This is a genomic window from Vibrio kyushuensis, from assembly GCF_050337325.1.
GTDB lineage: Bacteria > Pseudomonadota > Gammaproteobacteria > Enterobacterales > Vibrionaceae > Vibrio > Vibrio kyushuensis.
This window is the reverse complement of the sequence record NZ_JAKJSV010000002.1, coordinates 1333774-1356624: the sequence shown is the minus strand read 5'-3', so window position 1 is coordinate 1356624 and position 22851 is coordinate 1333774. Positions and strand designations below refer to the sequence as shown.

Annotated in this window: 21 protein-coding genes; 15 read left to right on the top strand and 6 right to left on the bottom strand. The window is 41.3% G+C overall.

All coding sequences use genetic code 11. From position 1 onward, the window contains the following. Positions 1-368: 368 nt before the first annotated feature. The 7 genes from L4D20_RS05965 (at position 369) to L4D20_RS05935 (ending at position 7887) form a co-directional block, all read left to right on the top strand. Positions 369-2144 carry a sigma-54-dependent Fis family transcriptional regulator gene (locus L4D20_RS05965; RefSeq protein WP_428800619.1) on the top strand — a complete coding sequence of 592 codons (1776 nt, stop codon included), beginning with the start codon at positions 369-371 and terminating at the stop codon, positions 2142-2144. A gap of 282 nt (positions 2145-2426) precedes the next feature. Beyond that, the gene (locus L4D20_RS05960) at positions 2427-2732 is read left to right on the top strand and encodes a PTS sugar transporter subunit IIB (RefSeq protein WP_428800618.1); all 306 of its coding nucleotides are present in this window, start codon (positions 2427-2429) and stop codon (positions 2730-2732) included. Between the two features lie 91 nt (positions 2733-2823). Further along, a complete protein-coding gene (locus L4D20_RS05955) occupies positions 2824-4158 on the top strand; it encodes a PTS sugar transporter subunit IIC (RefSeq protein ID WP_428800617.1) in 1335 nt (444 codons plus the stop codon). A 104-nt stretch (positions 4159-4262) separates the two neighbouring features. Then, positions 4263-4577 (top strand): PTS lactose/cellobiose transporter subunit IIA, encoded by a 315-nt coding sequence (locus tag L4D20_RS05950; protein WP_428800616.1) that lies wholly within the window; start codon positions 4263-4265, stop codon positions 4575-4577. 5 nt (positions 4578-4582) lie between these two features. Next, the gene (locus L4D20_RS05945) at positions 4583-5911 is read left to right on the top strand and encodes a 6-phospho-beta-glucosidase (protein WP_428800615.1); all 1329 of its coding nucleotides are present in this window, start codon (positions 4583-4585) and stop codon (positions 5909-5911) included. A 44-nt stretch (positions 5912-5955) separates the two neighbouring features. Continuing rightward, positions 5956-6762 carry a chitin disaccharide deacetylase gene (gene chbG / locus L4D20_RS05940; RefSeq protein WP_428800614.1) on the top strand — a complete coding sequence of 269 codons (807 nt, stop codon included), beginning with the start codon at positions 5956-5958 and terminating at the stop codon, positions 6760-6762. A 96-nt stretch (positions 6763-6858) separates the two neighbouring features. Beyond that, on the top strand, positions 6859-7887 hold the full coding sequence (locus tag L4D20_RS05935; protein WP_428800613.1) for a LacI family DNA-binding transcriptional regulator: 1029 nt from the start codon (positions 6859-6861) through the stop codon (positions 7885-7887). Positions 7888-8018: 131 nt separating this feature from the next. On the opposite strand, the gene L4D20_RS05930 is transcribed toward L4D20_RS05935, so the two are convergent. Beyond that, on the bottom strand, positions 8019-8156 hold the full coding sequence (locus L4D20_RS05930; protein WP_428800612.1) for a hypothetical protein: 138 nt from the start codon (positions 8154-8156) through the stop codon (positions 8019-8021). A gap of 167 nt (positions 8157-8323) precedes the next feature. Continuing rightward, the gene (locus L4D20_RS05925) at positions 8324-8725 is read right to left on the bottom strand and encodes a VOC family protein (RefSeq protein WP_428800611.1); all 402 of its coding nucleotides are present in this window, start codon (positions 8723-8725) and stop codon (positions 8324-8326) included. 132 nt (positions 8726-8857) lie between these two features. Here L4D20_RS05925 and L4D20_RS05920 point away from each other — a divergent pair, with 132 nt between their 5' ends. The 3 genes from L4D20_RS05920 to L4D20_RS05910 all read left to right on the top strand — a co-directional run bounded on the left by L4D20_RS05920 (position 8858) and on the right by L4D20_RS05910 (position 10867). Further along, entirely contained in the window at positions 8858-9160 is a 303-nt protein-coding gene (locus L4D20_RS05920; protein ID WP_428800610.1) for a putative quinol monooxygenase, read from the top strand. A gap of 20 nt (positions 9161-9180) precedes the next feature. After that, the gene (locus L4D20_RS05915; RefSeq protein ID WP_428800609.1) at positions 9181-9621 is read left to right on the top strand and encodes a YtoQ family protein; all 441 of its coding nucleotides are present in this window, start codon (positions 9181-9183) and stop codon (positions 9619-9621) included. A gap of 547 nt (positions 9622-10168) precedes the next feature. Then, positions 10169-10867: a hypothetical protein gene (locus tag L4D20_RS05910; protein ID WP_428800608.1), complete on the top strand. Its 699-nt coding sequence runs from the start codon at positions 10169-10171 to the stop codon at positions 10865-10867. A gap of 43 nt (positions 10868-10910) precedes the next feature. Here the strand turns inward: L4D20_RS05910 and L4D20_RS05905 are convergent, their stop codons facing one another. Continuing rightward, positions 10911-13787: an HD domain-containing phosphohydrolase gene (locus tag L4D20_RS05905; RefSeq protein WP_428800607.1), complete on the bottom strand. Its 2877-nt coding sequence runs from the start codon at positions 13785-13787 to the stop codon at positions 10911-10913. A 225-nt stretch (positions 13788-14012) separates the two neighbouring features. Here L4D20_RS05905 and L4D20_RS05900 point away from each other — a divergent pair, with 225 nt between their 5' ends. The 3 genes from L4D20_RS05900 (at position 14013) to L4D20_RS05890 (ending at position 15875) form a co-directional block, all read left to right on the top strand. Beyond that, entirely contained in the window at positions 14013-14456 is a 444-nt protein-coding gene (locus L4D20_RS05900; RefSeq protein WP_428800606.1) for an SRPBCC family protein, read from the top strand. Between the two features lie 194 nt (positions 14457-14650). Then, the gene (locus L4D20_RS05895; protein ID WP_428800605.1) at positions 14651-15394 is read left to right on the top strand and encodes a phosphatase; all 744 of its coding nucleotides are present in this window, start codon (positions 14651-14653) and stop codon (positions 15392-15394) included. A gap of 94 nt (positions 15395-15488) precedes the next feature. Next, on the top strand, positions 15489-15875 hold the full coding sequence (locus tag L4D20_RS05890) for a cytochrome b562 (RefSeq protein WP_428800604.1): 387 nt from the start codon (positions 15489-15491) through the stop codon (positions 15873-15875). Positions 15876-15930: 55 nt separating this feature from the next. Here the strand turns inward: L4D20_RS05890 and L4D20_RS05885 are convergent, their stop codons facing one another. Then, positions 15931-16863: a LysR family transcriptional regulator gene (locus L4D20_RS05885; protein WP_428800603.1), complete on the bottom strand. Its 933-nt coding sequence runs from the start codon at positions 16861-16863 to the stop codon at positions 15931-15933. 181 nt (positions 16864-17044) lie between these two features. Continuing rightward, the gene (locus tag L4D20_RS05880; protein ID WP_428800602.1) at positions 17045-18676 is read right to left on the bottom strand and encodes a methyl-accepting chemotaxis protein; all 1632 of its coding nucleotides are present in this window, start codon (positions 18674-18676) and stop codon (positions 17045-17047) included. 361 nt (positions 18677-19037) lie between these two features. Between L4D20_RS05880 and L4D20_RS05875 the strand changes: the two genes are divergently transcribed. Both L4D20_RS05875 and tdh read left to right on the top strand, forming a co-directional pair. Next, positions 19038-20234 (top strand): glycine C-acetyltransferase, encoded by a 1197-nt coding sequence (locus L4D20_RS05875; RefSeq protein ID WP_428800601.1) that lies wholly within the window; start codon positions 19038-19040, stop codon positions 20232-20234. Between the two features lie 19 nt (positions 20235-20253). After that, positions 20254-21285: an L-threonine 3-dehydrogenase gene (gene tdh, locus L4D20_RS05870; protein ID WP_428800600.1), complete on the top strand. Its 1032-nt coding sequence runs from the start codon at positions 20254-20256 to the stop codon at positions 21283-21285. A 297-nt stretch (positions 21286-21582) separates the two neighbouring features. On the opposite strand, the gene L4D20_RS05865 is transcribed toward tdh, so the two are convergent. Continuing rightward, entirely contained in the window at positions 21583-22800 is a 1218-nt protein-coding gene (locus tag L4D20_RS05865) for a site-specific integrase (RefSeq protein WP_428800599.1), read from the bottom strand. Positions 22801-22851: the final 51 nt, after the last annotated feature.

Sequence of the window (22851 nt, the reverse complement as noted above, 5' to 3'; positions counted from 1 at the left end):
TGTGTTTAAAACACGCGAGTAACGAGTTTTCTGTTCCCTTAGGTCAACGCAAATCACACGCCAACAATGAAATATTTGATGTTAAATAAATGTAAAACTATGATTGCAAAAAAGTAATCGTAAATAAGATTACTGGCTGGAAAGAAAATACATAACGGTGGTTTTGTTCAACTGTTCAGTATTGGAACACTTTGGTTGTTTTAAGTTGGAACAGTTTTTTAAGATCGTTAAGAATTTTAGATGGTTATGAACGTTTGAATACTCATGTATTTATGGCGAAAACGATGTGCCTAGATTTGATTGATTATTTGGGTAAACGGTAAATTTGAGTTGAACGCTCAATTTAAGGCAAAAAAGGATAGATGGGTATGCGACTTCAAATTAACGAAATGCCGAGCTGGCTTAGCTCCTCTTGGAGCCGAAGTAGCGACGCGGGTTTAAAACAACGTCGTTTACCAGAAGATACGCGTTTATCATCTATTATGTTGAAAGAGCGCCGTCGAGAAACAAAAACCATTATCGAAGTGGTAGAGAAGCGTGCTTTACCACTTTTCAATCAAATGTTTGCTCGTACTGATAGCCGACTGATACTGACGGATACTGAAGGGGTAATTATTGCGAGTTGGGGCCAGCAAAGGTTTAAAGAAAAGCTAACGGCAATCGCTCTAGGAAGTGGAGCGTGCTGGCAAGAGCGCCTAAAAGGGACTAATGCAATTGGAACAGCCATTATCGAATCAAAGCCGATTTCAGTAATTGGAGATCAGCATTTTATTAAACAGCATCAGTTTATTAGCTGTTCAGCAAGCCCACTATTTGATCACACCGGTAATATGGTTGGCGTTTTAGACATTACAAGTGAACAACAAGAGCATGATGTATCGACTCAGGTACTGGTTCAAAACATGGTTCAGTTAGTCGAAAACTATTTACTCAGTCATATCCCGAAGGGGTCGATCAAAATTGATCTCGCGTGTGAGAAATCACTGCTTAATAGTGGCTGGCAAGGCATCATCATTGCAGATGAAAATGGACAGGTAGTGGCTAATAATCAAGTCGCTTTACAGCTTTTAGCACAGCAATCGGTCATCGGGCACTCGCTTGATAGTTTGCTTGATTCTCCTCATCCAATCCCTGGCTTAGTGTTTGAAAAACAACGTTTGAATAGTTCTAAACGGCGCACGCGAACGGTCTCTGCATCTTGCGATTTACATCATGGGGATACTCACATTGAGCAAGTTTGGCAACAGGCAACTAAAGTGATCGATAAGGATATTAGCCTATTGATTTTAGGTGAAACAGGCGTCGGGAAAAGTGAGTTTGTTAAATCTTTACATAAACGTAGTTCTCGCAGTCGAGGGCCGCTTGTTACGGTAAATTGTGGTGCTTTACCAAAAGACCTAATTGAATCCGAGCTGTTTGGCCATGTTTCAGGTGCGTTTACTGGTGCAAACAGTAAAGGTTTTGTAGGAAAAATCAGACAAGCAGATAAAGGAATATTATTTTTAGATGAAATTGCTGACATGCCCCTAGATGCTCAATGTCGTTTGCTGCACGTACTTCAAGAGAAAGTGGTTGTGCCTGTCGGTTCAACACAAAGTCATCATGTCGATATTCGGGTTATAGCCGCTACTCATAAGAATATGGAGCAACTGGTCGAACAGGGTGATTTTCGCCATGATCTCTATTATCGGATTAATGGTTTAACCCTAGCACTGCCAGCATTACGTCACAGGCAGGACAAAAAGGCATTGATCATGTCTATACATAAAAAGTACACGCAAGCCCCTCAAACGATATCAGAACCGCTAATGAAGATGCTTTTGAATCACCATTGGACAGGCAATATCAGAGAACTCGATAATCTACTTAAAGTGACCACTTTACTCGCGAGTGATGAAGACACTCTATCAATCGAGCACTTGCCAACTCATTTGATGGGCCAAATGGAGCAGAGGCTACAGGTTGATAGTAAATATAAAAACGATGAGGTTGTGACAAAAGATCTTAAGGCCACACTTGAGCATACTCTCGTTGAAACATTTCAATCGACCCAAGGGAACGTCAGTAAAACATCTCGTTTACTGGGTGTTAGCCGAAACACAATATATCGAAAATTAAAAATGTTAGGACTATTGAATAAATAGCGAATATTGAGCAAGAATATAACGCCTAGTTCATCCTAAAGAACTAGGTCCACTCTGTAATAGATAATTAATATCTCATTTCTATTTCCAAACGCCACCATCAAATTATATTGAGCTAGATCATTTAAACGAATAGATAGATTTTATTTGTAAGGTTTTTACATCATTCGATTACAGAAGTGAGAGATTGTTCACGCTTAACGCAACCGGTTGCGCTTTTGTGCGTTGGTTTATTTTGATACAGTTTGTATAAGCTGATAAGTGATCAATAGGGAGCGAAAAATGAAGAAGATTTTATTATGTTGTAGTGCAGGGATGTCTACAAGTATGTTAGTTAAGAAAATGGAGCAAGCTGCCGAGAAACGTGGAATAGAGTGCGAAATTGAGGCGATGGCGGTTAATGCTTTTGAAGATGTAATTGCAGATTACGATGTATGTCTGCTTGGGCCGCAAGTAAGATTTCAGCTAGATGAATTGAGTAAAACAGCGGCTGAACATGGGAAAAATATTGCAGCCATATCTGCTCAGGATTATGGAATGATGAAAGGCGATGAAGTATTAAATCAGGCGCTGAGCTTAATTAACTAAATACAAAACAAATAACACGTGCACAGTGACATTATATTAACAAATATAGTTCGGACTCGTTCGTCTTAAATAAAATATAAGGATGTAAGCTATGAAGCTTTACGATGCGATAATAGGTTTTGTTGAAAAACATATCGCGCCATTAGCCGCTAAGGTAGGAAATCAGCCACACGTAAGAGCAATGCGTGATGGGTTTATTGTGGCAATGCCATTTATTATAGTAGGGAGCTTTATATTAATATTTGCCTTCCCTCCTTTTGGAGAAGACACCCAAAATACATTTGGTCGAATTTGGCTAGACTTCGCAACACAGAACTTCGATGTGATTATGATGCCGTTTAATATGTCGATGGGCATTATGACGATATTTGTTTCCCTTGGTGTGGCATACAGTTTAGCTAAAGCCTATAAGATGGATGGGATCACAAGCGCTGTGTTGTCATTAATGAGTTTCTTATTGGTTGCAGCCCCTGCAAAAGATGGGGCATTAGCTATGTCTCATATGGGGGGGACGGGTATTTTCACTGCAGTAATGTGTGCATTTTTCTCTGTAGAGCTATATCGCTTTATGAAAAAGCACAACATTACGATTCGCATGCCTGAACAGGTTCCACCAGCGATAGCGCGTTCATTTGAAGTTTTACTACCGGTATTGGCTATCTTTGTCACATTGTATCCATTAAGTCTTTTTGTGCAGTTGCAATTTGACATGCTCATCCCTGACGCAGTAATGGCAATGTTTAAGCCCTTGATTAGCGCTTCAAATACTCTTCCTGCCATTATTGGTGCACTACTAGTGTGTCAGTTGTTATGGTTTGCGGGTATTCACGGTGCAGCGATCGTGGTTGGTTTGTTATCACCAATCTTCCTAACCAATATTAGTGCAAACATTGATGCCTTCGTTAATGACCAACCGGTCGAGAACATCTTCACACAACCTTTCTGGGACTTCTATATATTTATCGGTGGCTCTGGCGCAACACTAGCGCTTGTTCTCTTGATGTCATTTAGCCGCTCAGCCCACTTGAAAAGCATAGGTCGAATGAGTGCGGTACCTGGATTATTCCAAATCAATGAACCTGTGATTTTCGGTAGCCCAATAGTGATGAACCCTATCTTGTTCCTACCTTTTGTCTTTGCTCCAATTATTAATGCAACCATTGCGTACTTTGCTGTTCATTTAGGATTTGTCGGCATGGGCGTAGCAACAACACCTTGGACAACACCTGCAATTATTGGTGCGTCGTGGGGGTCAGGTTGGACACTCTCACCGGTACTATTGGTCATTGGATTGCTGATTCTAGATCTATTTATTTATCTGCCATTTTTCAAAATGTTTGAGAAACAGATTTTAGAAGATGAGAAAGAGACGGCATCAGAAAGTAAGGAGTCTTCGGCTCCGGTTGGCTCTGGCGTCACAGCGTAAAAACGGCCATTGGCTGCCTAACCATCATCATTGGAAGAGTTTCTCTTTTTCATAGCAGTAATGCGTTGATGCGGGCAGCCCCTATAAATTTTAAGGAGAGAGACGTGGATCAAGAATTAGTTGTAATGGAAATTATCTGTAATGCAGGTGAAGCAAGAAGTCTGTGTTATCAAGCGCTACGCCAATCTAGAGAAAAAGACTTTGATGGCGCTGAGCAAACATTGAGTCAAGCTAAGGAGTGTTTAAACAAAGCGCACTTAACCCAAACTCAGTTAATTGAAGAAGATCAGGGGGAAGGGAAGGTATCCATGACCCTAGTGATGGTACACGCTCAAGATCATCTAATGACCACAATTTTGGCGCAAGAGATGGCGACTGAAATGGTTGCATTGCATAAGCAAATTTCACATAAGGGGTAAAAGCCATGGCAAAAAAATCTTTGAAACTCGCCATTATTGGTGGTGGTAGCAGCTACACTCCAGAGTTGGTTGAAGGTGTATTAAAGCGGCTCGAATATTTACCTATTAAAGAGATTCATTTTGTTGATATTGAATCCGGTAAAGAGAAGCTTAAAATTATTGAAGCCTTATCAAAAAGAATGATTGCGAAAGCCAATGCTGAAATTGAAGTAAAGGCTGGATTTGACCGCCGCGAAGCAATCAAAGGCGCAGATTTTGTCATGACCCAGTTTCGAGTAGGGGGCTTATACGCTAGAGCGAGTGATGAACGTATCCCGCTGAAATACGATGTGATTGGTCAAGAGACAACGGGGCCGGGTGGTTTTGCCAAAGCATTGCGAACTATTCCTGTTATTTTGGATATTTGCAAAGATATTGAAGAACTAGCGCCTAACGCGTGGATGCTTAATTTTACTAACCCTGCAGGCCTTGTTACTGAAGCCATAGCCAAATACAGCAAAGTAAAAAGTATCGGCTTATGTAATGTTCCAGTGTCTATGCAAATGATGATTGCAGAAATGATGGACTGCCAGCCTGATGAACTTCAACTGGAGTTCTCTGGCTTAAATCATCTAGTTTGGGTAAACAAAGCGTGGTTGCAAGGCGAAGATATCACTGAGAAGGTACTGCAAAAAGTGGGTGACGGTGCAAACTTCAGTATGAATAACATCTTTGAAGAGCCGTGGGACCCCGAATTTCTTGCTGCATTAGGCGCAATTCCATGCCCTTATCATCGTTACTTCTATCAAACAGATGCGATGCTTGCAGAAGAAAAAGAGAGCGCTAAAGATCAAGGCACAAGAGCTGAGCAAGTGATGGAAACCGAACGGGCGCTATTTGAACTCTATCAAGATGAGAACTTAGCGGAAAAACCAAAACAGCTCGAGGAGCGTGGTGGTGCGTATTATTCTGATGCATCGCTGAATCTTGTTGATGCAATATATAACAATCGAAACAGTATTCACGTGGTCAACGTTCTAAATAATGGTGCAATTAGAGCGTTGCCGAATGATGCTGTCATTGAGTGCAGTGCTGTCGTGGGAAGCTGGGGCGCGAAACCTCTAGCTGTGGGCGACTTGTCCCCGAAAATTAGCGGTTTATTGCATCAAGTGAAAGCGTATGAGCAATTGGCTATAGAAGCTGCAGTGCACGGTGATACGAACCACGCACTTATGGCACTTGCAACGAATCCATTGGTTCCTGATATCACACGTGCAAAAGCGATTTTGAACGACATTTTACGTGAAAATTCAGATTATCTTCCTCAATTTAAGCATGATACGGTTATGAAGTAGATTACCGATGGCTGAAATAAAACGGAATTGGGCTAAGGAGTGCTATGAAAGTCATATTTAACGCAGATGATTTTGGTTTAACTCAAGGTGTGAACAATGGAATCGTTCAATCTCATAAAGAGGGGGTAGTGCTTTCTACTACGCTTATGGTTGGCTCTTGTAAGGAAGAGCATGCTGTTATGTTGTCGAAGGGGTTGCCTAACTTAAAAGTCGGGCTTCACTTGAGATTCACAACGGGTTCTCCTTTGACTTTACACTCTTGTTTGCAAGCTAAACCTGCAGAGGAAAATAACAAAACCAATTCAGGCAAAGTGCATGGACGAAATGGTCAGTTTCCAAATCAAACGGAGTTTTGGGAAAAGCGAGATTACGATCCTCTTGCCGTGTATGAAGAAGTGGTTGCTCAAGTTGAACACTTTTTAAACTTAGGCATTAAGCTGAGTCATATTGATAGCCATCATCACGCTCATACACACCCACAAATAGGCCCAGTCGTTGAGAAGGTTGCTAAGCAGTATCAGGTCCCTCTTAGAGGATTGGGTGTAGATGCTAACGGCGATTTGGCACTCAGGTATTTGTTTACTGATGAGTTTTACGATAAAAACGTAGATTTGGAGCTATTAGTTAGTCACTTAGTTAGCCTAAAAAGTGGTTACGATATCGTTGAGGTTATGTGCCATCCGGCTTATGTTGATGCCCATTTAGAGTCACTAAGTAGCTATTGTACTCAAAGGGTTGCGGAGCTGAATGTTCTTACCGATCCTAGGTTAAAACAAAGATTGGACCTTCATGGTATTGAGGTCACGGATTACTCAGTGTTAGATGTTATGCGCAAGATAGACTGTGTATGATTACGACTGCCAGTAGCGAACCCCCTATATTTACCTTTCGCGTACTGGTGGTCACTTTTATGTTTAATTTATATGTTATGAGAATGAATCCCAACTATGGCAAGAATTAAAGATGTCGCAGAGCTTGCGGGTGTAAACCGCTCGACCGTGTCGCGGATTATTAATGGGGAAGGGAAGTTTCGCGAAGAAACAAAAATCAAAGTTGAGCAAGCGATGGCAGAGCTAAACTATCGCCCAAGTGCCATTGCACGCTCTTTAGCAACATCATCGAGCAACATGATGGGATTGCTGGTTACCTATTATACAGGTGGATTCTTTGGAGAGATGATGGAGCAAGTTCAAGGTGAATTGGACATGCACAATAAATTTCTAATTACTGCTCAAGGGCATAATACTGCGGAGGGTGAAAGAGAGGCTATTCGCCGTTTTCATGATCTTCGTTGCGATGGATATGTCCTACATAGCCGTTATTTATCAGACGATGAACTTCGAGACCTCGCCAAGCAGCCCACTCCATTTGTACTATTAGACAGAGAGGTAGAAGGTCTAGAAGACAGGTGTGTTACCTTCGATCATCACTTTGCAAGCTCACTGGCTGTACAGCGGTTGATCGATTTAGGCCACCAAAAGGTTGGTTGTATTTCAGGTCCAAACTCTCGTTATAACAGTGTGCAACGAAAGCAGGGCTATATCGACACTATGCAAAAAGCAGGCTTGCCTGTCATGGATTCGTTTATTGAAGAAGGGAACTATGGGCGAAAGAGTGGTTACCAGGCGGCAGAACGTCTTATTAATCAAAATAAGAATCTGACGGCACTGTTCTCGTGTAGTGAAGAGATGACAGTCGGCGCACTTCAGTATTTTCATGAACATTCTATCGCCGTTCCTGAACAAGTCTCCTTGATGAGCTTTGACAGTGTCGACCTCTGCGAGGCTTTATATCCAAAAGTCTCGGCAGTACATTTCCCTATTAGCCAAATGGCGAGAACAGCCGTTCAGAGATTAGTGGGTTTGGTTAACAAAACAGCCATCGAAGAGGACAGGCAGTTTCATGCTGAGCTTAGGTTGCGCAATGCTGATACAACCCCGATAACTGTCGCCCTAACAACGGACGTTAAGGCTTAAATAAAGCCTCGACTTCAAAACAGCAAAAAGCACGCAGTCAAACAACAAGAGTTGAGCAGCGTGCTTTTTTTAACTAAGCCTGATTTAAATTTTGGTCTCTTACCAAATTATGAAAGATAAAAGGGCGATGATTATAATCCGCCTTCTTCCTGCGCTGCTTTCACTATTGCCTGACGTTGAGTTTCTTTTTCTGACTGATTGTTCTGTTCCTTGTGCGCTTCGTTATTCGCATCTTGCGGAACCAATACAAAGTACTTGTTGATAGTCATCTTCAAACCTCAAATTAAAATCTAAGTGGCAAAGTAAAGGATTAAGATCTAAGTCACATCCTCCATGACAATTAAAGTGTAGGCGTAGAAAGTGGTATGAGCGAAGTTGTATAGAAAATTCGAAGGGTATTAGGCGTATCTGAAAGGGGACTATAAGCCCCAATTATTTAGCTGATTGATGAAATTGCCGGGTGGTACAGAGGCTGAACGACGTGACCTTCGGGGTCCAGGCAGTGGAAACTACGAGCACCATCACTGTGATCATGGGGTTCATCTAATAGCGTCACGCCTTCTGCCTGCATAAATTCGAACCATTGTTGGAGGTCTTGTTTACTTGCGACGATAAAACCAAAGTGATCGACGCTAATACCTGAACTTACACGCTTTGATTGGGCTCGCCCAAGAGATAGGTTGTCACTGCCTGAGCTTAGGTACACTAAGTTATCATTTGCACGTCTAAGTATTTCCATCCCCATAATATGGGTGTAAAAGTGTTCACACTCTTCAAACTTCTGCACGCTTAATGCGATATGCCTCATACCAGAAAATGGAGCGGGTCTATTTGTCATTGTAAATTCCTTGTATTACATCCTTGTTTTTATTGTATACAATTTAGTGTAGGATCCGCAATAATAGAGTGTGTGGGTATCCAGTAGCAAAGAGTGGATCGTCATTACTAACAACGAGAAGTAGGCTTGAATATGTATTGCATCATAGTTAAAAATCGAGTTAAACCTGAAAATGAACAGCGCTATAAATCTATAATGACGGAAAATGCGCAAGCATCAGTTAGAAATGAAGAGGGTTGCTATCAGTTTGATATTATTCAAGATAAAGAAACCCCAGATACCTTTTATCTGTACGAAATATACAGCAATACAGAAGCATTACAGCTACACAAACAAACACCGCATTATTTAGATAGCCGAAAACAATTAGGTGATATGGTTATAGAGCAGTCGGTGATCCGAGCTGATGTGGTGATGAAATCAGACAATAATTAGAGAAATGTGAGGTACAAGCAATGAAATGGAACGTTTATTTAAGTGGCGAAATTCATACTGATTGGCGCGAACAAATCATCAATGGAAGTAAAGAACTTGGTTTGAACGTTGAGTTCTACTCAGCCAAGACTGATCACGAATCCAGTGATGCTGCAGGTGATCATCTAAGAGACAATTCTCAACAGTTTTGGCGCGATCATCAATCATCAAAAGTGAATTCAGTGCGCGTTAAGACTCTGATTAAGCAATGTGATATTGGAATTGTTCGCTTCGGTGATCAATATAAACAGTGGAATGCAGCGTTTGATGCGGGCGTACTATCCGCGTTAGATAAGCCATTCATCACACTGCATGATGAAGCATTGATACACCCACTCAAAGAAGTTGATGCGGCTGCAATGGCGTGGGCAGAATCACCATCACAGATTGTTGAGATATTAAGTTACGTCACCAAAGCTTAACTAGGGTCTGTTGATCTTTCGCGGTTAAATTTTGTTCGAGATAAAATCGTTTTAGGCGCGGCAATGAGTTTGTAGCCTAGTCATTCTAAGCAAATACTCATTAACAAAGCATAAAACGATTTTAGCCGAACCCTTCGGGCAGCGTTTGTGGCTTATTTCTACCTCGTTATCGGCTTCTCATGTAATCCACAACACCTCAAACCCTCAAACCCTCTGCCTTGTATAAACAACCCACAAACTGCTGCAAAAGTCAGCTCGAACGATCAACAGACCCTAATAACCTTTTTGCAATATTGCGTAATATTAGGCGGATACTGCGCAATATTGTCACATCATAGATAAGACTCTCATTTGCACTTACATCAGATAGTGTTAATTGATTCCTATAATTGACTCATAATTTCGCATTTCAGATAGCATTCAGGCATAACCAATCTACTATTTATAATGATAGACAACCCAAATAGCACTTCTTTAAGAAGAAATAGTCATATGAATTGATAGGCCAGTTTATGGCTTGTTGGGTTTTAAACGAAATGGATGGTTGATGAAATTATTGAATTTATCAGTACTGATTGGGATAGGTGTATTTTCAGCTACAGCTGCACCTAAAACATCACCGAAAATCAGTGTAGAAGTTCTTGCGATTGAGTTTCCGCCCTATACGACATCTAAACTCGAGACCGATGGAATTGCTTTCGAGAAACTTCGTGCTCATCCTGCAATGTCTGAAATAGAAGTAACCGCAAAATTTACGCCGCCTACTCGAATTGGTAAACGTTTACTGTTGCGTGATTGGTGCATGAGTTTTTACCCACCAAGAGATCAAAAAGGCGGTCAATTTAAGAAATGGGAAATATCGAAAGAAGAGGTCAAGCTCGGTTTCTACCGTGTAAAACAAGATGGTGAGTTTACTTGGGGTAGCTTGTCCGAACTGAAAGGGCATTCTGTAGGGCTGTTAAGTTCATATTCTAAAAAAGGTCTGAGCGGTTTAATGTATGCCAATGCCTTGGATGTTTACGCGATTGATTCATTAGAGCAAGGCTTCGATTTATTAGTCAAAAATCGAATTGATTTGGTCTTTTCTGATAAGTACAGCGGTCAGTTTATAGCGATTGATCATGGTTATGACTTACAAGAACTTCAATTCTCAGACACCGCACTTTCGACGGAACGGTTCCATGTTTGGGTCAACTTGAGTTGCACCCAATTGGTTACTCAGCTTGAACCTCATTGGGCGCAATAGGCAGTCAAATAGCGGATGTTTTGTTTGACGTTGGTTTACCCTTCTAAAACAGCGTTTTTAAATACTCTTTCACCTGTTGAATTTGGAACTCTCTGTCAAACTCATCACATTGTTTTTCTTCTAAAAACGCATCAGCGTAGGTTTGATCCAGATTGTTTTCCAAAAATAGTATGTAAAGTTTAGGGTCAATGTGACCTGATGTCGCCATATCAGTCATTATCGAGATAGATTCACTGAGTCTCTTGCCTCTCTTGTAAGGGCGATCACTGGATGTTAGTGCCTCAAGTACATCGGCAATAGCCATCACTCTAGCTGGGATAGAGAGTTCTTCTTCATTTAGGCCGCGTGGGTAACCTTTCCCATCTACTCTTTCATGATGCCCACCGGCAATATCAGGAATATTCTTTAGGTGTTCAGGGTATGGCAGACGCTTAAGCATCGATATTGTCTGGATGATATGGTCATTAATGATATAGCGCTCTTCGTTAGTGAGTGTTCCCCTTGGTATTGACAGGTTATATAGCTCACCACGATTATATTTAAGTTCGCCGGGCTCTAATATAAACGCTTCTTGCCAAACATCTTGTGGTTTACAGCCTTCTTCCCAGTGAATTTCATGAACGATTTTATCCGCTAGTAGTGACTCCATCACAGGAAGAGAAACATATTCAGGTGATCTTTTTTGCTCAATCCAAGATACACCTAATTGGTCGTCAAGCGTTCGTCGCCATTGTCGTTGGCTGATCGTTTGAAGCTTTGCTAAATCTTCATCAGTCATTGATTCACCGCCAATGTTGGCCGAAGCAACAAAGGCAAATTCTTCATCTAATTTTAGATGCAATCGCGAGAGTTCTTTTTCGAGTGTAACGGCATCTCCGCCTTGATGTACTTCTTTCCAGTAGTCGACTTCTGCTTGAGTCTTAATCAATTCAAAGCGCATCCTAACTTCGTGTATACGGTCATAGATTGTTTCCAGCTTTGTGGCTTTGTCGACAACATACTCGGGCGTGGTGACTTTGCCGCAATCGTGCAACCAAGCGGCAAGGTGAATCTCTTCTCTCTGTTTTGGACTTATCGCGAAGCGCGGGAAGTACTTATCATCGTCTTCTACTGCTTTAATTAGCATTTCAGTGAGTTCAGGTACACGCTGACAATGGCTTCCAGTGTAAGGGGATTTTGTATCAATAGCTGAAGCGATGAGCTCGATAAATGCATTCAGCATCTCCTTTTGTTGTTCCATCTGGTCAATATTATCTTTTGCTATCTCGGCGAAGCTTAGCAATTCACGAAGGAAGGCGTGTTTATCGCTCTGTTGCTGAGTGATTTCTCGTTCGTAGCCAAGAGTTAACACACCAACTAGTTGCCTTTCTCGATTGAGCAGTGGGAAGAAATATATATCAGAGTTATAGAGGTACTCTTTGTGCTTACTCAACGCATTATCATGTTGGTTTAGATGAATAATTTCCCCTTTTTTCAAATCAGTGAGCATCCAAGGCGTTTCACTTAAGAACGAATTTATTTCAATCTTAAACGGGATGATGGCGTGATTTGCTGCGGTAACAAATTGGTCTTCTTGTTCAGAATTAACAAATAAAATGATTGTCTCAGCACGTGTCACTAGGTAACTTTGATGAGTTATTGTCTTCGCCAGTACATTAAAGTCTTGATTTGATGCTGTTTCCCTTAGCAAGCGAAGTAAGTCATGTAGCGTATGTTCCATTAATTCGATCGACTGAGTGAGGTTCGTGACTTCTTTAATCACACTCTTTGGGTATCGTGTTTTTTTAAAGTCGAAGCGAGCAATATTATCGGTGAGTTGTACTAGATTCTGTAGTGGGTTAGCCAGTCTACGAGCAATAATCCAAACGATTAAAAAACTGACCGCTAACATGGAAAGTGCCACAGTAATTTGCTTGTTTCTCATTGAGACTAAATTACTGATCAAGTCATCTTGGGGCGTTGCTTCTGCCAACAGTAATCGGACATGATTATTGAGGGTTACTGGCGTTAGGGTGATTGACCATAGGAGCTGATCGAACGAAACTTGTTCGTACAATGTTTGGCTGCTACTTCGGTTTAAAATAGATTCAAATACACTGTCTTTGATTGAAAGGTTAAGTTGTTCAATCGGTTGATTAAGGTTAATACCTGATTGGTGATGAGCTAACACTTGGAAGTTATTATCAAATAGCAATATTTTTGAGTTGCTTGAGAATCCAATTTCGCTGATCTGTTCTGACATTGAATCTAACGTGAAATCCGCTCCAATAACAGCCTGTCCATTCATCGACCGACGTGAAAGTGTCACCCCATTTTTTTGTAATGTATAAAAAAGATAGGGCTCTGTTAAACGGATCTCACCATCAATATCTGCATTGGTAAACCAAGGGCGAACTCTAGGGTCAAATTCGTTATCGTCAGTTTTTCTATAGCCCACTTTATTATGGTTACCATCAAGAAAGATATATTCGTTTGAACCTGATAATTTTGTAATATTAATCATTAGGCTCGCTTTAGCAGGGGACTGATATCGTTCTCTTTCAAGGTTGGTTCTAAGTGGACTTAGTAACGTGAACGTACCATCTTCACTCGCGTAATAGATGGCGATTAAGCTTTTGTTGCGCTGGAAAATCAATTCAATTGACGCTATCCATCGTTCATTCTTTATTGGAGACGCTTTTTGTTCAACGATCGGGCTGTATGCCAAAAAATCTAAAGTGGTAAGTATAGGTCCTGTGCTTTGTTTGAAGGCCGTCTCTAATTTACGTGTATTTTCCCTGCTGACCTCCTTTGCACTAGCGGCCAATAACGCTTGCGAGTGGTTATAGCTTATCGCAATCAGAACCGCCCCTACTAATGTAGTGAGAACCAGAAATAGACTAGTAATGTGGATACTCAGGGAGTAGCGGCGTTTTCTCATCGACAATTCCATTGCAAATAGCTCTCCTAAGTATTGTCTAAACACTCAATGATGCAAAAACTTTCTTTAAATTTATAAGCTTGAATTTAGTGGCTTGAATTTTTGTGAAATTGGTCTAAAAACAGTTAGAACATGAGTTTAACGTCGCAAAAAGATGATTTTTTAATCAAATTGAAAGCAAACTCTTCTATACATGTAAATAGAATATTTTATTAGGGATTGCTCATGTTAACGCTTAACTATGGAATTGAAATTAAGTCGGACCCAAAAACGGTTTGGAAAGTGCTTACCGAACTGAATAACTATCAGAGGTGGGCACAAGCTTTTTCACCTCAATCTCAATTTGAAGGTCATTGGATTGAGGGAGAAGACATGCTTTTCTTCGACCCAAGTTTAGGCGGGACACGAGCAAGAATCGACAAAATATCGATTAACGAAGCGATTGAGTATCACCACATAGCGATTTTTTTCCCAGAACATCTTAAAGACATTGACAGTGATGTGGCGGATAAATGGATTGGTTCTTCGGAGTCTTTTCATATCGATCCCTTAGAGAAGACTGTTGTGCTGCAAGTGACGGTAAAAACACATCCGGATTTCATCTCTATGTTTAATAATGGATGGGAAAAAGCGCTGCCTATGATCAAAGAGCTGTGTGAAGAGGCCTAGATTTATCTGGGAAGAAAGGTGGTTGTTATTACTTTCCACTCTAAAAAAGTAAGAGCAGTGACCGATTGATTCAACGTGATAATGAGTGGGTAATTGTTATAAATCCTGATATCAATACTCGGTAATTCTAGCGAGACTAAGCTTGGGTATGTTGCTAAACTCATCGCAGATTATTTTACCTATAAGAGCAAGTGATGAAACTTTGTGTCGATACTCATACTCATACGTACGCGAGTGGTCATGCGTACAGCACCTTAATTGAAAATGCTAAATCTGCAAAAGAAAATGGCTTAACCCTATTTTGTACCACTGATCACGCCGAGTCGATGCCGGGCGCGCCCCATTATTGGTTCTTTTCTAATCAGCATATTTTGCCTCGTTTTCTTGAAGGCGTTGGAGTGTTGCGTGGCGTAGAAGTAAATATTCTGAATACTGAGGGTGATCTTGATCTTCCTGCAACTGTCTATCCGTATTTAGATTGGGTATTAGCTAGCTTTCATGAACCTGTCTTTAAGCCTCAAGATAAAGATGCACATACTGAAGCGTTGATCAATGTAATCAAGGGTGGACGAGTTGACGCGTTAGGTCACCTTGGTAACCCAAATTTTGACTTTGATTTTGATCAGGTTATTAAATGTGCCGCTGAATACAATGTAGCTATTGAGATCAACAACACTTCACTTACAGGGAAAAGCCGAGTGGGGAGCGTTGAACGATGCTATGAAATCGCTCGCCTTGCAAAGCAATATGGCGCTTACATAACGACTGGATCGGACGCCCATTTTTGCCAATACATCGGTAAGCTTGAATTGGTTGATAAGCTTCTAGAAAGCATTGAAGCTGATCCATTAAAAGTAGTTACTCATACGCCTCGTCAGTTTCTAGATTTCCTAGAGCTTAGAGGCCGCGATGCTATTGAAGAGTTTAGTCATTTATAAACTCTTTCATGCAAATTGATACATTTTTCTACTTCAATCCTTTGGGTGTTTTCCATTACACTCTTGTTAATTTTTCTAAAGAAACTTTAAAACAATGAAAAAAATATTACCTTTAGCTCTAGGCTTGGCTGTCTCATTTAATGTAGCAGCAACAGATTTCGATATGACGCAAACAATGAAGAAGATGGGTCTGGAGTTTAGACAAGCAGCGAAAGCTGAAAGCATTGAGTCTATGCAAACACCGATTACCAATTTGTCTGTATTGATTCAAGATTTAAAGAAAGCGGAACATCCTGAAGAGAAAAGTGAACTGTACGCTGAAGGCTTTACAAAACTACGCATTGCTATAGAGAATGTTGAAGAGCATCTTGATAACGGTGAATTAGAGTTAGCTCAAGAAGCTTTGCGCGAAGTTGATGATCTACGTGTAGAGTTCCATGATAGACGTAATCCAAGCATCTGGAAGCGCATATTCGGCTAGATTTCGAAAATGATACAAGAGGGCAGTACCGATTTAGGACTGCCCTTTATTATGCTTAATTGGTATCAATAGAGAGCTTATTGGTTAAGTTCGCCATTACAAAATCGATAAACACTCGCAGCCTTGCGGGCATGTACTTAGTTTGAGCGTATTGCATAGCAATCTCACCGTGGTAGCTACTCTTAATTGTCCAGCTTGGTAGCACCGCAATGACTTGCTGCTGCTCTATGGCATCCTTCACTACAAAGTCATGGAAAATTCCAATCCCTAGTCCACTTTTTACACCATTCAATCGCATTTGAGAGTGATTCACGGCATACCTACCTGAAATAGTGACGGTATGGAATTCATCATCTTTTAAGAAGTCCCATACGTTGTCTTGCTCAGTTTCAGCAAGGTATAGGCAGTCATGCTCAATGAGTTCGGTTGGGTGACTTGGCATGCCACGCGTTTGTATATAGCCAGGGCTCGCACACAAAACTAAATCAGTTTGACCAATTTCTTTTAAAACTAACTTTTCATCAGGTTTATCTGTCAGTTTAAACGCTATATCAATGCCATGCTTAAATACGTCTATTTCACCATCAACGGCGCGCAATTTAAGTTGGATGAGTGGATATTGCTGAAGAAAAGGGATGACGAATGGCTGCAACACCGAATTAAGAAACGCTTCAGGAGCGGCGACGGTCAAAATACCAGATGGCTCGCTGTGATCCGCTGTCGAGACTTCAATTGCTTGTTGGGCGGCATTAACCATCACAACGGCTTGATCGTAGATTTTTTGTCCCGCTTGAGTGATGACCAATTTACGGGTTGTTCGCTCAAATAACTTTACACTCAGTGCATTTTCTAAACGTGTGATCAATTTACTCAGCGCAGATGGCGTGACATTGAGTGTTTTTGCTGCTGCAGTAAAGCTTCCTTCATTAACGACCAAAATAAAAGACGCTAAATCGGGCAGCAATGAGATCAGTTTAGGGTTAAGCATAGGGTTAATAGGGCCTTAGGAATTACTGCATCATAGACATTGTGAGTAACATTATTGCTGAAAATAGTGTGCTCGTCATTAACTGGTGCCCAACTCATCATAAAAAAGCCACAACTTAACTGTGCGTTATGATGTGGCTTTAACCATTTATTTAAGATGTATTAGAACGGTGGTACGAATATTAAACTTCGAACTCTGCAACTAAATCATCCAGTTTTTGGCATTGCTCCGATAAACTGATACAGGCGTTATCTGCACTGTTAACCATCTCTACCATTTGGTAGCTGTTATCAGCGATACGTTGAACGTTAACGTTTACCTCATGGCTAACATTAGATTGTTGGCTCGCCGCAGACGCAATCTGAGTATTCATGTCGTTCATTTGCCCGATGGAGCTGCGAATTTTATCCAGCGATGCTGCAGCAGAACCTGCTGTGTCTATTGTAGCGTTGCTGCTATTTTTGCTTGCTTCCATAACCGTAACGGCTTGTTTTGCGCCTTCTTGCAGTTTCTCTATCATGGCTTGAATCTCGCCTGTACTTTCTTGAGTGCGACTTGCTAGTGAGCGAACCTCGTCAGCAACCACAGCGAAACCTCGGCCTTGTTCGCCAGCTCGTGCTGCTTCGATCGCGGCGTTAAGAGCAAGCAAGTTAGTTTGATCGGCGATGCCACGAATAACATCGAGAATGGAAACAATGTTACCTACATCGTTGTCAAGCGCATGAATGACCTGACTTGCGTTATCAATGTCACCAGACAAGTTCTGAATCGATTCAACAGTCTGGCCCAAAATTGCACTCGTTTGGTCGGCTTCATTGTTGGCGCTGCCACTCGCTTGTGCAGCTTCGTTTGCATTATCACTAACGGTTGAACTAGTGACTTGCATTTCATGAACTGCAGTTGCAACCAGTTCACTCTCTTGCTGTTGGTTAGAGCTAAATGATGCAATGCTTTGAGTGAGTGACTTAATGTTTTCCATATCAGCACGTACGGCGTTAGATGAGATAATGACCTCTTCTACGGTGATGTGAATTTTACCAACAAACTGATTAAAAGATTCAGCTACGCGGCCAAGTTCATCTTTACTAGTGACTTCCATACGCTTAGATAAATCACCGTCGCCTTGCGCAATCGCCGCCATTGCACTTTCTATGTTCTTAATTGGCTTAAGCACGAATTGTTTTATCATCCAAAACGCAATAGCACCGGTTACAAGAGCGATAACAAGACCGATCTCGACCGTAAGTTTGTTTGCGCGAATTGAGCCACTAACATTTTCCTGCAAACTCTGCTGCTTAGACTCAATCCCACTACTGAGCGCCTTTAAACTACTACGCATTGCTTTAAACTCACTATCAATAAGCGATTGATTGTTTGTCAGTGTTTCACCAGCGTTTTGCGGTTGATTTGCCACTTGTTCATTTAGCTTCAACCATTTCTCTGTAGAGCTAACCAATTTGTTTAGCTCAGTTTGACTTGACTTAGGCAAAAAACCAATGTCAATCAAACTCTGGACCTCCTTCATTCTTGGTATTGCCAGATAGGCATTATCCTTGAACTCAAAACTATGATGCTTGTTTTCGGCATCTGACGTAGCTCTAGCGATGCCTTGAATAGCAACGGTAACTTGATACAAATCTCTGTAAGCGTTTTCGAGGCTAACCATTGCCGGCTGAACCTGTTGACTGAGAAGCGTATTGAGATCGTCTTGTTTGTTGGCTTGAATGACGGAAAGCAGTGTCGAAGCGACAAAAACTGCCAAAATGGCAAATAAAGGAATGCTGATCTTTTGTGATATAGAGAGACGATTCATGAGCTTAGTCCGTTAATAGTGCGTGTTGAGGGGGATAAGAATCTATTTGAATTGATTATAGTTGCAAAAGAGAACATTCACCATCAAAGAGTGTTGATTTTCATAGCTATTTTTTGTCGTCACGGTAAAGGGGCCGTCATAAAATACGCGGTTAAGAGAGGGACTTACTAATCGTGCCTGAAATTCACTAATGTTTTTCCATGTGATGGGATAATGCTATTTGGTGAGTTAGTTTACACTGCTATTAGATCGAATTTGATGTGGCCTCCATGTCAAACCCCTACAATAAACAACTAAGCTTATTTTAACGAAAATAACAGCTAGTTTGTTTAACGATAATAACTAGTAAGGAACATTGCTGATGTCATCGTCATTTTACCAACAAATCCAAAACCAACTTGAAGAAGTAAAAGAAGAAGGGCTGTATAAGTCTGAGCGTATTATCACTTCAGCTCAGAAAGCTTCAGTCTCTATTTCGACTGGAGAAGAGGTTCTAAACTTCTGTGCAAACAACTATTTAGGTCTTGCAAATCACCCTGCACTTATTGATGCAGCGAAGTCTGGTATGGATGAACATGGCTTTGGTATGGCATCAGTTCGCTTCATTTGTGGTACTCAAGATTCACACAAAGAGCTAGAGCAAAAATTATCAACATTCTTAGGCAAAGAAGACACGATTCTTTACACATCATGTTTCGATGCTAACACGGGTTTGTTTGAGACGATTCTAAGCAAAGAAGATGCAATCATTTCAGACACGCTAAACCACGCTTCAATTATTGATGGTGTGCGTCTATGTAAAGCGATGCGTTACCGCTATGCAAACAACGATATGGAGCAACTAGAACAGCGCCTTATCGAAGCAAAAGAAGCGGGTGCTCGTCATACGCTTATCGTAACCGACGGTGTTTTCTCAATGGACGGTGTGGTTGCAAATCTTCCTGCTATTTGTGACTTGGCTGATAAATACGAAGCACTTGTGATGGTTGATGATTCACACGCGGTTGGCTTTATGGGCGAAAATGGCGCGGGTACTCATGAGTATCATGACGTTATTGACCGTATTGATTTCATTACTGGTACGCTTGGTAAAGCAATGGGTGGCGCTTCAGGCGGTTACACATCAGGTAAGAAAGAAGTGATCGACTGGTTACGTCAGCGTTCTCGTCCATACCTGTTCTCAAACTCTGTGGCTCCAGCGATTGTTTCTGCTTCAATCCGTGTTATTGATCTTCTTAAAGAGTCTGGTGATCTACGTACTAATCTTTGGGAAAATGCAGCTCATTTCCGTACACGTATGGAAGACGCAGGTTTCACAATGGGTGGTGCGGATCACGCAATCATCCCAATTATGCTTGGTGATGCAAAAGTAGCCGCTGAGTTTGCTGAGCGTGCTTTAGAAAAAGGCATTTATGTTGTTGCTTTCTCTTTCCCTGTTGTACCAAAAGGTCAAGCACGTATCCGTACTCAAATGTCAGCAGCGCATAGCCGTGACCAACTAGATCGTGCTATTGATGCGTTCATCGCTGTTGGTAAAGAGATGGAGATCATCGCTTAATCAGGCGAGAGGAATAATTATGAAAATTAAAGCATTATCAAAGCTAAAGCCTGAAGAAGGCATCTGGATGACCGAGGTTGAAAAGCCGGAAATGGGTCATAACGATCTTCTCATCAAGATTAAGAAAACCGCTATTTGTGGCACAGACGTGCACATTTACAACTGGGATGAGTGGTCACAAAACACGATTCCTGTACCAATGGTTGTTGGTCATGAATACGTAGGTGAAGTTGTTGGTATTGGCCAAGAAGTTCGTGGTTTCACTATCGGTGATCGCGTATCTGGCGAAGGCCATATTACATGTGGCCACTGTCGCAACTGTCGTGGCGGCCGTACGCACCTTTGTCGTAATACAACTGGTGTTGGCGTTAACCGCACTGGTGCGTTCTCTGAATACCTAGTTATTCCTGCATTTAATGCGTTTAAGATCCCAGCTGAAATCTCTGATGATTTGGCTTCAATCTTCGACCCGTTTGGTAACGCAGTACATACAGCTTTGTCGTTCGACTTAGTTGGTGAAGATGTTCTGATCACAGGCGCTGGCCCAATCGGCATCATGGCTGCTGCAGTAGCTAAACACGTAGGCGCTCGCCACGTTGTTATTACAGATGTGAACGAATACCGCTTGGATCTTGCTAAGAAAATGGGCGTAACACGCGCTGTAAACGTAATGGAAGAGAAACTTGAAGACGTTATGGCCGACCTAGGCATGACTGAAGGTTTCGACGTTGGTTTAGAGATGTCTGGTGTACCTTCAGCGTTTAACAGCATGCTGACGAACATGAACCACGGCGGCAAGATTTCTCTGCTAGGTATTCCACCTTCAGATATGGCAGTAGATTGGAACCAAGTAATCTTCAAAGGTTTGGTCATCAAAGGTATCTACGGTCGTGAGATGTTCGAAACTTGGTACAAGATGGCTTCACTGATTCAATCTGGCCTAGATCTCACGCCAATCATTACTCACCACTTCAAGGTTGATGACTTCCAAGCAGGCTTCGACGCTATGCGTAGCGGGCTTTCTGGCAAAGTTATCCTTGATTGGGAATAGGTGATTTAGCCGATATAGGCCTAGGTGAAATATCGTGTACACGAGATTTTCCCTCAGGCCTAAAGTGGTAATTTTAAGCTAAAATTGTCATAGTTTAGTATTCAAATTGCCCCAATTTTGCCCCAAGCATGCTTTATGAATTGCCCCAAAGAACGTTGGGGCAAAAATGTTTTTTTATTTATATTTTTCAATTTATTATCTGGAAGTTTGATGTGTTTTCAAATGGGTTTATTGAGTGACGTGGGCTAGCTTTTAGGGACGGAAGTGGACGCATAGGCTACTTTTATCTCGATGACTTCATACTTGAAATACTTTTCTTAACTCATTCCATACTCTACGTGATTCTTTTTTGTTTGATTGCTCAAGCCACTTTCCATAGACCTTAATTATTGTATTGATATTGGCGTGCCCCATCTGCTTGGCTAGATAGTGGAGGTTAACGTTAGCATGAGTAATCAGCCAACAGGCATATGTATGTCTTAATTGGTGAATGTTTCTATATGAAATTTTCGCATCCCGGCATGCTCTCTCCCATACTTTAGGAAATGTCCTTTTTCCACAAAAGTCGTAGCCATTTTTGCTTCTTCTCACCGCTTTCGGATTGAAGACAAAATGAATGGTATCTGTTCTGTGGCTTTTGTCAGCCAATTCAATTTCGTATTTTTTAGCGGGTAACTCATCAGTCACAAGCTTTTGAGCTTTTAGCGCTTCCAGTGCAGGAGGTAGTAAATCTATGTAGCGCTCTGTGTCTGTTTTGGTTGTTTTTAGCAATCGTTCATTATCAGCAGACCTTCTTACAAGAATTCTCTCGTTATCAAAATCAACATCCTCCCAGGCTAGAGCGCATAATTCTCCAATTCTCAACCCTGTGTATACAAGTAGTAGAATGGCATTTTTATGTTGTAGGTGATTACATTGGGATACTACGGCATTGATTTCATCTACCGAAAGTGGGTTGATTTGGACTTCGGTTTCTTTGAGGCGAGTTAGAACGTCTGAAAGATCTTTTTGAATGTATTCCATTTTATGTAGCCATTTCAGGAACGCATTTACTGTAACGAGCTCTCTGTTTACAGTTCGAGCAGCCCTACCGTCGATGAATTGCATTTTTATTTTTATTAATGTTCTAGGTGAGAGAGTATTGCATCCTCTTGTTTTCCCATATGCATTTAGAAAATTAATTAGTGCCAGTTGATATCGAATGAAGGTTGCGTAACGTACATCTCTCTTTCGAGATTCTAGATAGGTGGTTACTAATTTATTCAGCGGGTCATTTGTTGATGTATCTAAAGCATGTTTCGATTCAGGAAAGTGTGTCGCGTAATCAAAAGTGCCGATCTTAATCTCGTAGAGAATTGCCTCACGTTTGCGAGTTGCAAACATAAGGTTTTGTTTGTTGGATTTCAGGCCTAATGTCTCACGGTAACGAACTCCCTTATAAGTGAAGGAAATACGAATTGAGTTACCATGAACTTCAACGCCAGGTGGCGCAATTATTGGTGGCTTCTTTGCCATCTTTGCCACTCATTAGTATCTACCAACCAAGAACCACAACTGTTTTTCCAA